This window comes from Paenibacillus whitsoniae, assembly GCF_003955665.1.
Classification (GTDB): Bacteria; Bacillota; Bacilli; order Paenibacillales; family NBRC-103111; genus Paenibacillus_E; species Paenibacillus_E whitsoniae.
In genome coordinates, this window is record NZ_RXHU01000086.1 from 23,767 (window position 1) to 38,962 (window position 15,196).

General features: G+C 53.9%; 12 protein-coding genes and 1 pseudogene. 10 read left to right on the plus strand and 3 right to left on the minus strand.

Annotated features, from left to right (window positions below; all coding sequences use genetic code 11):
- Window positions 1–9 precede the first annotated feature (9 nt).
- Both EJQ19_RS25965 and EJQ19_RS25970 read left to right on the plus strand, forming a co-directional pair.
- Entirely contained in the window at window positions 10–1,308 is a 1,299-nt protein-coding gene (locus EJQ19_RS25965) for an efflux RND transporter periplasmic adaptor subunit (RefSeq protein ID WP_126144148.1), read from the plus strand.
- Between the two features lie 58 nt (window positions 1,309–1,366).
- Complete coding sequence (locus tag EJQ19_RS25970; RefSeq protein WP_126144149.1) at window positions 1,367–3,079, plus strand: hypothetical protein; 1,713 nt, start codon at window positions 1,367–1,369, stop codon at window positions 3,077–3,079.
- A 51-nt stretch (window positions 3,080–3,130) separates the two neighbouring features.
- On the opposite strand, the gene EJQ19_RS25975 is transcribed toward EJQ19_RS25970, so the two are convergent.
- Window positions 3,131–4,036, minus strand: coding sequence for an AraC family transcriptional regulator (locus tag EJQ19_RS25975; RefSeq protein ID WP_126144150.1), 906 nt, complete (start codon window positions 4,034–4,036; stop codon window positions 3,131–3,133).
- A 155-nt stretch (window positions 4,037–4,191) separates the two neighbouring features.
- On the opposite strand from EJQ19_RS25975, the gene EJQ19_RS25980 reads away from it, so the two are divergent.
- From EJQ19_RS25980 to EJQ19_RS25990, 3 genes are all read left to right on the plus strand, one after another.
- Window positions 4,192–5,034, plus strand: coding sequence for a sugar phosphate isomerase/epimerase family protein (locus EJQ19_RS25980; RefSeq protein WP_126144151.1), 843 nt, complete (start codon window positions 4,192–4,194; stop codon window positions 5,032–5,034).
- A gap of 3 nt (window positions 5,035–5,037) precedes the next feature.
- Window positions 5,038–6,057 carry a Gfo/Idh/MocA family protein gene (locus tag EJQ19_RS25985; RefSeq protein ID WP_126144152.1) on the plus strand — a complete coding sequence of 340 codons (1,020 nt, stop codon included), beginning with the start codon at window positions 5,038–5,040 and terminating at the stop codon, window positions 6,055–6,057.
- 149 nt (window positions 6,058–6,206) lie between these two features.
- Window positions 6,207–7,574 carry an MATE family efflux transporter gene (locus tag EJQ19_RS25990; RefSeq protein WP_126144153.1) on the plus strand — a complete coding sequence of 456 codons (1,368 nt, stop codon included), beginning with the start codon at window positions 6,207–6,209 and terminating at the stop codon, window positions 7,572–7,574.
- Between the two features lie 151 nt (window positions 7,575–7,725).
- Here EJQ19_RS25990 and EJQ19_RS25995 read toward each other — a convergent pair whose 3' ends face one another.
- Both EJQ19_RS25995 and EJQ19_RS26000 read right to left on the minus strand, forming a co-directional pair.
- Window positions 7,726–8,487: a MerR family transcriptional regulator gene (locus EJQ19_RS25995; RefSeq protein WP_126144154.1), complete on the minus strand. Its 762-nt coding sequence runs from the start codon at window positions 8,485–8,487 to the stop codon at window positions 7,726–7,728.
- A 120-nt stretch (window positions 8,488–8,607) separates the two neighbouring features.
- Window positions 8,608–8,901: a Rieske (2Fe-2S) protein gene (locus EJQ19_RS26000; protein WP_126144155.1), complete on the minus strand. Its 294-nt coding sequence runs from the start codon at window positions 8,899–8,901 to the stop codon at window positions 8,608–8,610.
- A gap of 98 nt (window positions 8,902–8,999) precedes the next feature.
- Here EJQ19_RS26000 and EJQ19_RS26005 point away from each other — a divergent pair, with 98 nt between their 5' ends.
- The 5 genes and pseudogenes from EJQ19_RS26005 to EJQ19_RS26025 all read left to right on the plus strand — a co-directional run.
- A complete protein-coding gene (locus EJQ19_RS26005; protein ID WP_126144156.1) occupies window positions 9,000–10,094 on the plus strand; it encodes a threonine aldolase family protein in 1,095 nt (364 codons plus the stop codon).
- A gap of 597 nt (window positions 10,095–10,691) precedes the next feature.
- Entirely contained in the window at window positions 10,692–12,335 is a 1,644-nt protein-coding gene (locus EJQ19_RS26010; protein ID WP_241243087.1) for a 3-keto-alpha-glucoside-1,2-lyase-like domain-containing protein, read from the plus strand.
- Window positions 12,336–12,603: 268 nt separating this feature from the next.
- Window positions 12,604–13,920 carry an ABC transporter substrate-binding protein gene (locus tag EJQ19_RS26015; protein ID WP_241243088.1) on the plus strand — a complete coding sequence of 439 codons (1,317 nt, stop codon included), beginning with the start codon at window positions 12,604–12,606 and terminating at the stop codon, window positions 13,918–13,920.
- A gap of 84 nt (window positions 13,921–14,004) precedes the next feature.
- Window positions 14,005–14,937: a carbohydrate ABC transporter permease gene (locus EJQ19_RS26020; RefSeq protein ID WP_126144157.1), complete on the plus strand. Its 933-nt coding sequence runs from the start codon at window positions 14,005–14,007 to the stop codon at window positions 14,935–14,937.
- An 18-nt stretch (window positions 14,938–14,955) separates the two neighbouring features.
- Window positions 14,956–15,196 (plus strand): annotated as a pseudogene (locus tag EJQ19_RS26025) (carbohydrate ABC transporter permease); the annotation flags it as partial.

A 15,196-nucleotide genomic window follows, 5' to 3' on the forward strand; every position in this document is an offset into this window, starting at 1 on the left:
GGCACATAGATGATTAGCAAAAGTTTGCGAAACAATCGATTCAGATATCGCGGAATGGGCGTCATGGCGGTTGTTACCGCTGTCGCCCTCATGGCTTCGGCTTGCTCCGCACCAGGCGCCAGTAAGCAGGCAACTGTTCAACTAACGCCAAAGCCTGTTAAAGTTGAAGCTGTCAAAAAAGTGACGATTTCTTCGCCGGTAGAACAAATTGCCGATGTAACGGCAGGCGTGACGTTGGATGTCATTGCAAAAGCGAACGGCGAAGTGACATCCGTGAATAAGCAAAAAGGCGACTATGTCGAAAAAGGCGATGTGTTGTTCGTTATCGACAATCGAGACGCGGTCTCAGCGCAGCGCAAGAGCGAGCTTGCGGTGAAAAGCGCGCAGCAATCGCTGCAGCAAGCGAGAGACAGCAAGGTAAACAATCGTAAGGATTTAGCGGACGGTGTGGAGCGCGCACAAACGGCGCTGCAAAATGCGCAGCAGGATTACAATAAAATCCGCAACGATTTCGATGCGGGCACTGTGACACAGCGCCAAGTGGACCAAGTGAAGCAGGCGCTGGACAACGCACAGATGTCTTACGACTCGGCAAAGGCGAAGCTCTCCGCATTCGATAATTCGGATTCCATCGCCGCGGCAGAAACGCAAGCCGAGTCCGCAAGATTAAATTTGGATGATGCCACACGCGCCCTCGACAACTTCGAAGTAAAGGCGCCGGGCAGCGGCGTTTTGACGGATTTTAACGTAGTGGTAGGCCAAACGGTATCGGCCGCAGCAGGCAGAATCGCGCAAGTTCAGGAAATCGATCCGATCAAAATTAAAACGGAATTGTCCGAAAATAATTATCTGCTGGTTAAAGGCAAGCAGGAGCTCGTGTACTACAACCCGAACACACCGGATAAGAAGGGTACGGCGAAAGTCAGCTATTTGGCCCCAATTATGAGTGCGGCTACGAAAACCTATACACTGGAGCTTGCGGTGCCGAATACGGATCACCAATTGCAGCCAGGTACTCGCTACATGGTGCAGCTCACGACGGAATCGGAAGAGAAAGTGCCGGTTGTTCCGACACTGAGCATTATTCGTGAAGCGTCCGATACGTTCGTCTTCATTCAGCAAGGCGATCAATATATGAAGCGTAAAGTGAAGCTGGGCCGCATCAATGGCGAGAATCAAGAAGTGTTGGAAGGTGTGAAAGAAGGCGATCAACTCGTCATCTCCGGCCAAAATACATTGAAAGACGGACAGAAAGTCGGCAGCACGGAAGCTTCCGCTCAGCCGTCCGCAACACCGGCAGCGAAATAACAGTTTTCAATTTATAGTGAGTGTTTGAACTACCTCTTACATGAAGGAGAATAACCACATGAAAAAAAGACCATGGAAGTCCCTTTTGACTACGCTCGTAGTAGGGACAATGATCGTGCAGGGCGGTACGGCGGTATGGGCGGCTGACGCCGCCTCCACCGCGACTACGGCATCGTCCGTGAACTACGGACTAACCAGCGACATTCGCGCCGCGGTGAAGAGCGTCTCCGCGACGCCAACCGCAACGGGCTCCCAGCTGGCCGTCACGGTACGCCTCTATAACGGCGGCGCGCAAGTGAACCGCGTGCCGGAGCATGAGCTGCGCGTGCAGACGACGAACGGTCTGACGTATACGCTTAAACCGAGCGCAGCGAACAAAGCGTCGCTGCAGCCGAAAGAAATCGGCGAGCTCGTCTACGTATCCACGGTGGATACGAAGGAGATCGGCGCGATTTCGCAAGTATCCTTCGTAAACGTGGATTTGTACACGTATCCGAAGGTCGAAACGACGCTGCTTGCACTCGCGACGCCATCGGTATGGTACGGCGGCACGGGCAGCACCGCACTGCAAGGCATTGACAACCTGGCGTGGGGCGACGCCTTCGCCATTCCTGGCGTGAACTCCGGTTTGACGTACAAGCCGACCGAGGCGACGATCCAGAACACGGCAACAGGTCGCGTTGCCCTGGTGACGCTGCTCGTGAGCAATCCGGGCGCAGGCCGCGAAACGGTGCCAACCTTCCGCGTGGACGGCTTGTCCGCGGATAAGAGCTTTGAAGGCAAGCGTACGGAAACGGCGCCGGTGACGTTGGAAGCGGGCGGCCAAGCTTACGTGCACTACGCGATTCAACTGGAGAACGGCGCGGACTTGACGAACCTGGTGGTTGCTTCGACAGACACCTACGTGGCGAAAGACAGCGGCCAGGCAGCCGTGATTGCGACCGGCAAGCTCGCTTTCCCTTGGCCGGCGGCGCAAGGCGGAGCCGTTGCGACAACCTACACGATCGGCCAGCCAATTCCGTTCGACAGCTTGTCCAAAGTCGTAGATAAAACGACGCAAGTGTCCTTGATGGAGCTTCACCTGCACGAGAATCCGGGCGAAGGTTATCAAACGGCGGTGGCGAAGTTCAAGCTGACGAACACCAGCACTTCGCCGGTAACGACACCGACGTTCCAGACGCAACTGACGAATGCGCATGGTGTGACTTATACCGGCAGCCGCCAAGCGAACGTGACGGCAACGATGAACCCAGGCCTCAGCTATGTGGTGAGCTATTCCTTCATCGTGCCGCAGTCGGAAGAAGGCAAGAACTTCTCCCTGAAGCTGCTTGACGCGCAATCCGCAGCGCCTTATACAACAACCATTGCGGCGCTGCAAACAAGCCTGCAGGACGAAGAGAAAGACGGCGTGATCTCGCTCTATCCATTTGACCTCAAGTTCAACGATGTGACAGTAGGCACGCAAACGACGGCGCAATTGATGTACACGTACAAATTCCGTCTGGACCTGGACATCAAGCAGCAGGAGAATGTCGTTGTCGACAACAACTTCTCCAAGCTTCGCTTTGAGATTGTTGACAATGCCGGACGTGTTGTAGGTTCAAAAGATGCAACCTTTACAGGCGTCAACAAGCTGATCTCCGGACAGCAGGTATTGGATGCATCCAACATTTCTTCCGAACAGTTCAGCTACCCGTTCACAGTCAATGTGTACGAAACGATCGACACACCGGAAGGTACGGCGAAACGCCTCGTGAAGGTCATCAAATAAAACCGCAAAAAGCTCCGAAACCACATGTGCGCTGTGGCTTCGGAGCTTTTTTCATAGTTGAATGCGCGCCTTCGTCGACTTCGCATAATCGGAGGGGGGCATGCCGACCATCTTTTTAAAATCGCGTGAAAAATAGTGAATGCTGGTATACCCGAGCATTCCGGCAATTTCCGTCAAGTTGTAATGCTCCTCACGAATGTACGTCTTGGCTTGCTCGATCTTCAGCACTTTGAACGTCTCCATCACGCCCATGCCGCGTTGAGATTGAAAAAGCTCTTTCATCCGGCTTTTGCCGAGATGAAACGTCTGGCACAGCGTATCCAGCGTCAGCGTATCCGCGAGATGTGCCTGCAAATACGCCACGATGCTCGCGACGATGTCGTGCTCGGCTTTTTCTTTTTGCAGCGAGGATTGCTTGAGCCGCACTTTGTCTTGCAACGCCGGCTGCCCAAGCCTGCGAATCAGCGTAATGAGCAGCAGCTCCAGCTGCAGCTTGATCATTTGCTCGGCGGCGAAAGGCGCCGCCGGATTGCGCTCCAGCATGTGTTCCGACGGGCTGTCGAATGGAGGCAGGAACGCCTGGAAGCCTTCCTGCACGATCAGCGAGAGCAGATTCCGCTCACGGTCACCGAGCGCCACGATTTTGCGGGCGAGCTGCATCATCGCCTGTGAATTCGAGCTGAACGCAATGACGATCAGATTCGGCGGTTTGTACGAGTGCTTCACATGCACAGTGTGGAATTCCTCCGGCTGATGGACAATCAGCTGTCCTTGCTGCAGCACGTGCACCTGCTCGTCAGCGCGCACCTCGACCTCGCCTTTGTCGACGTAGAGGATTTCCCAAAAGTCGTGCTGTTCGCCTTCGAAGACGAAGCCTTTGGCGTATTCAAAATAATGAAAGGAGATTAACTCCCGAATCGCAATGGATTCTTCCAGCGTAAGACGTGGAAATTGCATGCCGTCTGTCCTCTCTGGGGCGCTTGGCTGCGCCCTGTGTCGTCCCTTTATTTTACCATAAGCGCTTTCGCAAAGTGCAAATTATTCGGCTGATTGGATAAATCCAAGGGGCCGGGTTCCTTTTATAATGAGGATATAGAACGGAGGAGATAGGGATGAAAAAAGGGATTAACATTTGGTCCTTTCCAGGGATGCTGAAGGTTAACGAGTGTATCGATATTGCGAAGAAGGCCGGCTTTGACGGCATTGAGCTTGCCCTGAACGAAACCGGCGAATTAAGCCTCGAAAGCAGTGAAAAGGAAGTTGCCGCATACCGTCAGTACGCGGAGGACAAAGGTATTCAGCTCAGTTCGCTCGCGAGCGGATTGTACTGGTCGTATCCCCCGACGAGCAGCAAAACGGAGACACGTCAGAAGGCTAAAGATATTGTGAAAAAGCAGCTTGAACATGCAGCTACACTGGGTGTGGATACGATTCTCGTTGTGCCTGGCGCGGTGGGCGTCGATTTTATTCCGGATTCCGAAGTGGTGCCGTACGATGAGGCTTATGACAATGCCTTGGAAGCGTTCACGGAGCTGGCTGCGGAAGCGGAAGCGCATAAAGTGTCCATCGGGCTTGAAAATGTGTGGAACAAATTCCTGCTCTCGCCGCTGGAGATGAGAGATTTCATCGATAAAGTCGGCTCCCCGTATGTCGGCGCCTACTTCGATGTCGGCAACGTGGTGTTCTCCGGCTACCCTGAGCATTGGATCACGATTCTCAAGGATCGCATCAAAAAAGTGCATTTCAAAGACTACCGCCGCGCGGCTGGCGGATTGCATGGCTTCGTAGACCTCCTGGCCGGCGACGTGAACTATCCGGAAGTGATGAAGGCTTTGCAAGCGGTCGGCTATGACGATTATGTGATTGCCGAAATGATACCGGGCTACACGCATCACGGCGAGCAGATCATCTACAATACATCAGGGGCGATGGACGCCATTCTAGGGAGGAAGTAACACATGTTAAAAATCGGATTAATCGGCCTTGGTTTCATGGGCAGAACGCATCTTGAAAACTACGCGCGTCTGGAAGCGGAAGGCGTAGCGATTCAAGTCGTGGCGCTCTGCGATGTAGATCCTGAGAAGCTGGAAGGCAAAGCGCAGGCGGGCAATATCGATACAGGCGATTCCGGGCTTGATTTTAACCGTTATGCGAAATATACAAGCGTTGCGGAGATGTTGGAAAAAGAGCAGCTCGACATGGTCGATATTACGCTGCCGACGTTCCTGCACAAGGAAATTTCCGTTCAATGTCTGAACGCTGGCGTCCATGTGCTGTGCGAGAAGCCGATGGCAGGCTCCGTGGAAGAGTGCGAGGCTATGATTGCCGCGGCGGAAGCGAACGGCAAGCAGCTGATGATCGGCCAATGTCTGCGCTTCTGGCCGGCGTATGTATATCTGAAAGATGTGATTGAAAAAGGCACGTACGGCAAGGTGACGAGCGGCTTTTTCTACCGCGGCGGCGCGACGCCGACTTGGGGGCCTTGGCTGATCGACAAGTCGAAGTCCGGCGGCGCGTTGCTGGACATGCACGTGCACGACATCGACATGATCAACTGGCTGTTTGACAAGCCGGAAGCGGTGTCGACGCTGGCGCGCAATGTCGTGCCGGGCAGCGGCTACGACATCGTGTCTACAAACTATTTGTACCCGGACGGCAAAGTCATCAATGCGCAAGCCGACTGGACGCTGGAAGGCGACTACGGGTTCGACATGCAGTTCCGCGTCAACTTCGAGAAGGGCAACCTGATCTTTAACGCGGACGGCCTCAAAGTGAACGAAAATGCTGGCAGCGGCTTCAAACCGGACATTTCACCGGAGATGGGCTACTATCTTGAACTTAAATATTTCGTAGAGACGCTGATTGCAGGCGGAACGGTCACAACGGCAACGCCGGCCTCCACGCAGGCGACAATTGAAATCGTCGTGGCAGAGATGGCCTCGGCCGACCAAAAAGGCGCATGGGTCAGCTTAAACTAAACGGAAGTTGCGAGGAGGAAACTCTTAGATTATCCGAACGATAATCTGAGAGTTTTTCCGTTTTTATGAAGTTGAAGTAAATGCATTGACTGCAATCGCTTTCGTACCGTAAACTGATGTCATTTGCAACTTAGAGGTGATTTCAAGCGATGGAAGCACAAGCATCATGGAAAAAAATGAACTTATTCGCCGTCACGTGGCCGCTTCTGATCGATTCCGTCCTGCGGATGATGCTCGGAACAGCCGACGTCTTCATGCTGAGCCGCATCTCCGATGAAGTCACGGGAGCCGTCGGACTAGCGAATGAAATTATCGTCTTTTGTATTCTGTTATTCGGCTTTGTCGGGATCGGCACCTCCGTATCCGTTGCGCAGTATTTGGGCGCGGGGAAAAAGGCGGAAGCCAGCAAAATTTCGGCGTTAGCGATTTCAATAAACGGGATTTTTGGACTAGTGATCTCCGTCCTGCTTGTCGTGCTATCCGAGCCGCTCATGCGCCTCATTCACCTGGCGCCGGAGCAGATTGAGATCGCCAAAGGCTACCTGCTGCTCGTCAGCTCGTTCATCTGGGTGGAGGCGTTGTCCAGCGCAATTGCGTCGATTCTGCGTTCCAACGGGCACACCCGCGATGTGATGTTCGTGACGCTCGGCATCAACATCATTCACGTGATGGGGAACGTGCTGCTCATTTTCGGGATGTTCGGCTTCCCTGAAATGGGTGTGATGGGGGCCGCGGTCTCGACGGTGGTCAGCCGGTTTATCGGTCTGCTCATTCTTATTCTGCTCCTGTACCGCAAAATTTCGGTGCCGATTCAGTGGCGCGATTATGTGCGCTTCGACCGGAAAATCGTCAACCTCATTCTCGGCATCGGCCTGCCGGCCGCCGGGGAGCAAATATCGTGGCAGACACAGTATCTCGTCATTTTCGGCTTCATCAATATCATTGGCCCGACGGCGCTTAGCGCGCATGTGTATGTGATGAACATTTCGAACTACTTCATGGCGCTCGGGATGGCGATCGGGCTTGGCACGGAAATTATCGTCGGCCATATGGTCGGCGCCCGCGCTTTCAATGAGGCGTATCATAAGCTGATTCGAAGTTTGAAAATCAGTTTCATGCTCGCGTTCGTTGTTGTGGGGATCACTGCGCTCTTCCGCAAGGAGCTGCTAGGTTTGTTTACCTCCAACCCGGATATTATCTCGCTGGGTTCGAGTATCCTGCTGCTCTCTATTCTACTGGAGCCGGGGCGTACGTTTAACCTGGTTGTCATCAACTCGCTGCGCGCCGCGGGTGATGCCAGATTTCCGGTTATGATGGGGGCTGTCTCGATGTGGGGCATCTCTGTACCGCTCGCTTACTATCTCGGCATTCATGAGGAAATGGGGCTGCTCGGTGTGTGGATCGCTTTTGCCGCGGACGAGTGGACACGAGGCGTGCTGATGTATTGGCGCTGGAGAAGCCGCGTCTGGCAATCCAAGGCGCTTGTCAAACCGTCGGGCGAGGTCTTGGCGGGATAATCATAAAAGAAGCGCAAGTCTTTGTGACCAAAGACTTGCGCTTCTTTGTGTGAAGAGGCGGGAATGAGTGGTGTGGCGGCTGGTGGTAATTCTATTATATGACGTCTCTTATTAAAAGATTGGATGTTTAAAGAGTAGAGTTAAAAACGCGCTATTGCCCATCCGTATAGATGTGGATGGCGTCCCGCAAAAATTCCGCTGCGCCCGGCTGCTTGGCGTCGTAGTACGCCTTGAAACGCTCGTCGTCGACGTACATTTGGGCGAGTCCTCTGTGTGCTTCCGGCGAATACTGGTCCCAGTAGAAGCAAAGCCATTGCTTATGCAGCCCCGCGGCTTTTTGCGCGAGCTCGCTGCCGGGATCGCCGGTTTGATAGGCATGAGCGAGCGTCGTCAGCACCTCTTCCGTCAGGTGCGTGATTTCCTCATGCTGCTGCTGCGTCATATTTTTAACCTTCTGATTCGAGCGGTTTACCGCGTCTTCCCCGTATTTCTCACGGACTTCCTTGCCGTATCTCGACTCGTTATCATCGATCAGCTTTTGCTTAAAGCCTTCGAATTTTTGTTTATCGGACATGACCATTCTCCCTTCTGCTGCGGCAATCGTTCGATCCACATTCGTAATGAGGAGATCGAGCTGCCTGCGCTTGTCAAGTAGGAGTTCGCGATGGCTCTTGAGCGCATCGGCGGGGCTGAAATCGGGCTGGGCTAGAATCGCTTTAATCTCTTCCAGACCGACGCCAAGCTCGCGATAAAATAAAATCTGCTGCAGCCTGTCGACCTCCGCTTGCCCGTAGATGCGATACCCCGATGAATTGATTCTCGCCGGCTTGAGAAGCTCAATCTCATCGTAGTACCGCAGGGTGCGCGTGGAGACGCCCGCCAATTTCCCCAGATGCTGTACGGTGTATTCCATCCTCGTCACCTCCTGACTTCTTTACTGTAAAGGTTGACGCAGCGGCAATGTCAACACCCGATATTTTATTTTTGCCAGGGGATAGTATCACTTGGGATTTGGAAAATTATACGAATCGGATCAGTCCAGCTCCGCGTACAGCTGACCATTGATCTCCAGCACCGGATAAGCTTGCAGCCGCGCGCTCGGCACATTGTGACAGCGCCCGGAATGGAGCTCGAACGTCCAACCGTGCAGTGGACAGACGAGTTCGTCATCTTCGATTTCGACCGTAAATCCCGCATGCGGACACCGAGCGGACAGCAGCGTATACTGATCTTCTTCCTGGATCAGAAAGTAAACCTTGCCGCCAACTTTTACTTCGGTCGGACTTGCTGTAAACTGGTCTCGGGGACCAAGCAGGATGTTTGCCATGGGTAAATCTCCTTTTATTTGCAGGTATACCTCTAATTATAAACGAAACTTGAGCAAAGTTCTTGCTAATTTGAAATCAGACAAGGAGTCCGAACAGCATGACGAAACGAACACCGTTAGCGGCTGCTTTTCATGAAGCCAAGTATCAGGTGCCGGGAAACGGGCCGAGAAATGTGCAAGTGTTAAAAAACGTACTGGAGGGGCTTGACGGTTCGCTGGACAGCGATCATTACGGCACGGGCGAGCTCATCGAGCAGTTCCAGTCGGAGATGGCGGCGCTTGTGGGCAAGGAGACCGCCGTGTTCTTCCCCAGCGGGACGATGGCGCAGCAGATTGCACTCCGCATCTGGAGCGACGCCAAGGGGAGCAGGAAGGTGGCCTATCATCCGCTGAGCCATCTGGAAATTCACGAGCAGGATGGGCTGAAGGAGCTCCATCATCTGGAGCCAGTGCTGCTCGGCGAGGCCGATCGCCTCATCCGGCTGGACGATGTGACAGGGATGGGCGACGATGTTGCCTGCCTGCTGCTGGAGCTGCCGCAGCGGGAAATCGGCGGAGAACTGCCGGCGTATGACGAGCTTGAGGCCATCGCGGCTTACTGCCGGGGCAAGGGAATCAAGCTGCATCTGGACGGCGCGCGTTTGTTTGAGATTTTGCCGTACTACGGGAAGACGGCGGCTGAGGTGTGCGCGCTGTTCGACAGCGTATACTTTTCGTTCTATAAAGGCATCGGCGGCATCGCCGGGGCGATTCTGGCGGGGGACGAGTCGTTCACGACGTCGTCCAAGGTGTGGAAAAGAAGGCACGGCGGCGATCTGATCGCGCTGTATCCGTATTTTTTGAGCGGCCGCTACTATCTGGAGCAGCGGCTGCCCCGCATGGCTGCGTATTATGCGCAGGCGGTGGCGCTCGCAGCCATGTATAATGGCTGCGCGGGTGTGAAGACGAAACCGGCGGTGCCGGTTTCGAATATGTTTCACGTGCACGCCGCGCTGCCGGCGGAGCGGCTGGAGGCGATCCTGATCGCGCTGTACAAGGAGACAGGGATCGGATTAACGAGCTACTTGCGGGCAACCGGCGAGTCGAGCTGTTCTTTTGAAGTGAGCGTGGGTGACAGCTTAGGGCGGATTCCGCAGGCGGAGCTGGCTCGCGCCTTCGAGTGGCTGGCTGCGCGGTTGAGGGAAGAGGCGTAGCTGGCAGTTAGGGCTCCCGATGTGATCGGGGGCTCCTTTTCATTGATGCTTAAGTTCCCCGGCAAACGTAGGCCGCTCGTAGTCACTTTCCTGCAAAATGTGCAGGTCATTTCCTTTGAATGCGACTAAATGGCTGAGGAACATGTAAAACCTACATTAAAAGTGCGGCAATGGGTGCCTTTTCCTCGAATAACGGTGTGCGGGCGCCAATTTTCCTGTAAGAAATGCAGCTTCCCTCGGGAAATTCGGTGTATGCTACGGATTTTGCTGTACAAAATGCAGGTTCACCACAACGCCGGTGGTGACTGTGCATGCTGATGCCCCGTTGAATAATGCCCCTGGTATTATGGGCCCGGATAGGCTAAGGCTTTCCGTTTGTGAAGGGCAGCGTACCATTTGCGGCATCATAATTTTCTCCCCCTCCTGCAGCGAAAAACGTAAGTTTGTTCCCCTCACACCGTCCGATTGTGGGTAGATGAGCGCTGCACGAAATCGGTATACTTCAAAAAGTAAGCCCTTACATTTTTGCCGGGATGTGCGCTGGTTCGGGCATCTGGCAAACGTGGGGCTGCTAACTTTTGAATGGAGGGAACGTTAATGATCAAAAAAAGCTTCGCATTTGTGATGAGCCTGCTCCTTCTCATGCTGTTGTTCGGCGCGCTGCCGGCGTTCGCTGCGAACGGCCCGATCACCTGGGGCTCGAGCGTGACGGTGACGAACATCAATACCTTCACCGATGCGGGAACGGACGCCCGCGGTTTGCACCCCGGGACGTTCGGGGCGGAGTACCCGCGCATGATCAAGCTGGCGAACGGCAACTGGCTGGCGGTTGCGGCGATTTACGATAACAACGGCTATACCAAGGTGTCGTGGGGCGGTACGCGTCTGCAGGTGTTCCTAAGCACGGACAACTGCCGGACGTGGTCGCTGGCGGCTACGCTGTGGGAAGACGGCCGAGATTTGGATAACGGCCAGTTTGCACAGCTGCCGAACGGAGATATTTTGCTGGCGATGCGTTCGGTGCGTTGGCAGGAATCGTATCAGCTCAAAGTATATAAGAGCACGAACGGCGGTTCCGCTTGGAGCTACCTGAGCACAATCGACGAGAATAATGGTTCGCCGGGCTCGTTGGGTAATCCGGACAAAGGCGTGTATGAGCCGCATATGGGCTTCCTGGACGATGGCTCGCTGGCGGTCTATTACGCCAATGAGAAGCATGTAACGGGCTCCCCGTCGTATAGCCAAATCGTATCGGAGAAAATTTCGACGAATGGCGGCGCGAGTTGGGGCAGCGAGATTTACGTCGCATGGGACCCGTCGAACAGCGGGGCGCGTCCGGGCATGCCGGTATGGACGAAGATGTCCAACGGGCAATATATGGTTGCCTTTGAGGTGTGCGGCACGCAAAGCTGCAACATTTTTACGAAGAAGAGCAGTGACGGCAAAACGTGGTCCAGCGGCATCGGCACGCAGGTGCCAAGTCAGCAGGGCGGGCCTTATATTTTGTCTTTGAGCGACGGCCGACTTGCGCTGATCTCGAACAGCAATGTCGTATCGATGAGCAACAATTACGGTGCAAGCTGGTACACGAATGACGCCCCGGCATTTGGCAACTCCTTATGGGGAGCGATCTATCAGACGGGGGCGAATGAGATCGCCTATATTGACTCGGTGAACCGCAGCGTGGGCGGGCACAATATTCAAGTGCGGTTCGGTTCGCTGCTGACGTCGTATTCGAACGATTTTGCGGCGAATGACAACGGCTGGGCACGTTATGGCGGCACTTGGGGCGTCAGCGGAGGCACGTATAATGTGACGTCCGGCTCCGCGGATAAGTCGGTCCTGACACCCTATCCGTCCAAACGGAATTTTACGCTCCAGGGCGACATCAAGCTGAATAATGCGGGTCAGGGCAGCCTGATTTTCAATGTGACGAACCCGGCGACAGGCACCGACAGCTTTACTGGCTACGGAGCAGGCATCGATTCGGGAACGGGCACCCTATGGCTCGGCCGCTTCAACAACGGCTATACGCAGCTCAGTTCGGCCAGTATGTCGATTGCGACAGGCACGTGGTACACAATGAAGGTGGTTGTGAATGAAGGCAACATCAAGGTGTATGTCGGAGATATGTCCACGTCAAAGATCAACTTCACCGACACAACGTATACGAATGGTACGGTCGGCGTACGGGGAGGTTTCTCGAACAGCGTCAGCTTCGATAATGTTAGCGTAAATTAAGTGTAACGGCCTGCCGGAGGTTTTCGGCGGGCTTTTTTTCGCGCCAACCACCCGTAAAATCTACACCCCTACCGTAATATTCTACACCCCGAGTCGTCCTAAGCCGCGTAGAGAGCTTACGATCGTCCCCCCAAAGCAGGCTTTTTATCGGTTCAGCCCAGCCCGAATTCGCGCTAAAGTTAATACCAAGGAAGCCGCACCGCTGCAAGGCAGTTTGGAAGGGCTTTCGCAAACCAACAAAATGTCAGAGAGAGGGTTGACCATCACAATGAAAAAGAAAATCGCAAGTCTGATGACAGCAAGTTTGGCGCTGGCTATGGTCGTGTCGGGCTGCTCGACGAGCACAAAAGAAAGCGGTACCACACCGGCCGCCTCCGCTCCGTCGGAGACAGCCAAAGCAGCAGAAACGAAAGCCGCCTCCCCGGTGGAGATTACGTTCTGGAATATGTTCGGCGGCGGCGAGGGCGACTTCGTCGACCAAATCATTAAAGGCTTCAACGACTCGCAGAAGGAAGTTATCGTGAAGCAGCTGCGCCTCGAGTCGAACGAATACTACGCGAAGCTGAGCACAGCGCTTTCCTCCTCGAAAGGCCCGGATGTGGCGGTGGCGCACGTGGATCGCATTTCGCCTTTCGTTAAGGCAAAGCAGATCGTGCCGGTTGACCAGCTTGCGAGCAAGGTTGGGTTTGACTTGAAGCAGATCACCGACTCCAACCTGAAGAGTGTGACGTACGATGGCAAGCCATATGCAGTGCCGCTGGATACGCACTTCCATATGTTTTACTACAACAAGGATTTACTGAAAAAAGCGGATCTGTTGAACGCAGACGGCACACCGAACCTGGGCGAGCTCTCGCCGGAAGGCTTTAAGAAAACACTCTCGCAAATCAAAGCGAAGGTGCCGGATGTGCAGCCATTGGCTGTGAATACGCCATATTTTCAAGAGCCGTTTCTGAATCTCTACTATGAAGCGGGCGGCGACCTCTTGAATGCAGATATGAACAAAGCAGCGATCAATAACGAGAAAGCGCTCTCCGTTCTTAAATTTTACATGGATCTGTATAACAACAAATACAGCGATCTGAACGACAAAACGCCATGGGATTCGTTCAACAACGGCAAAGCCGCGCTCTGGTTTGGGGGCGTATGGGAAGCCGGGCTGCTGCTCGGTGATAAGTCCAAGAACATCGGCGCGATGCCGCTGCCGGCGATTTTCGGTTCGCAGACGCATTGGGCCAGCTCGCACTTGCTCGTAGTGCCGTCCTACGTTACGCCAGAGAAGCAAGAAGCTTCAGCGAAGTTCATGAAGTACTTCTCCGAAGTTGGCGGCCAGACGTGGGGCCAAGCGGGTCACGTACCGGCGAACAGCAAGGTGACGGCAAGCGCGGAGTACAACAAACTGCCGTACCGCAATTTCTTTATCGAAGCGCAAAAAACCGTCAAATTCGCACCCAAAACCGATAAATACACAACGATCATCACGACGGTGTCCGAGTCGCTGCAAAACATTATTTTCGGTAAACAATCCCCGGAAGACGGCCTGAAAAACCTGGAAAAACAAATCAACGAAGTGTTGGCGAACTAACGCTGCACCCAGACAAGGAGGGGCTTTCGGGCGGATGCCCGCAGGTCCCTCTGCTAGATAGAAGCAAGGGAGAGTAACCTACCCATGGAGACGAAACTGAACGAGCACTTCCAGGCGGACACCCGCACAACACAGCGTGCCTCGAAACCGCTTCGCTTTTTTCAAGAAATGAATGCGCTTGTTTATCTGCTGCCTTTTCTGCTGCCTTTTGCCGTATTTTACTTGTGGCCCGTCGGCCGTGGTGCCTGGATGAGCCTGCATGTCTGGGGCATTCAAGGGATGCAGAAGTTTGTAGGGCTGGCGAATTACCGTAAAATTTTTACCACATCCGATTTTTACTTGTACGTTTGGCATTCCTTCTATTTCGTCCTATTGTGCGCGCCAACGGTCATCATTCTGGGCCTGCTGCTCGCACTGCTCATTAATCAGAAGCTTTGGTTCCGGACGCTGATTCGATCGGTATTCTTTTTGCCTTATGTGCTGTCCGTTTCGGTAATCAGCTTTATCTGGCTGCGCTTGTTTGATTCCAAATATGGACCGATTAACGCTTTTCTGAAGCTGATCGGGCTTCACGGGGATATCAATTGGCTGACCAATTCCCATTATGCCTGGTGGGCGCTGACAATCACAACGGACTGGTGGACGGTAGGGTTCGTCATGGTACTGTTCCTGGCCGGCTTGCAAGAAATTCCGAGAGACCATTATGAAGCTGCGACAATCGATGGGGCTGACAGCTGGCAGCAGTTCCGACACATAACGCTCCCCGGCTTGTCGAGGGTCATGCATATACAGATTTTTTACCAGATTATTGCGTGTTTGAAGCTGTTCGGGCAAGTGCAGATCATGACGGGCGGCGGTCCGGGGGATTCGACGAATACGATGATACGCTACATTTATGTGACGGGGTTTAAAAAGGATATGTTCGGCCTGGCCTCGGCGCAGTCGATCGTTTTTTGCGGCTTGATGCTGCTGATCGCCCTTATTCAGTTTAAATTATCGAGCCGCACGGATGGCTGACGGCAGCGGAGGTTGACTATGAAACGAATGGCTGTGCAAGTGCTGGCGATCGTGCTGGCCTTATTATTTATTTTCCCGCTAGTCTGGATGATCATCGTCTCGCTGAAGCCGGATGGCGTTAACGTCTATACGCTCGCGGATTGGTTGCGAGTATCTGATCTTCATTTCGGTCATTATCGCAAGGTGATCAAGGATTCCCAGATTCTAAGATGGACGTGGAACAGCGCGGTGATCGGCGTGTTAACGACGGTCCTCTCGC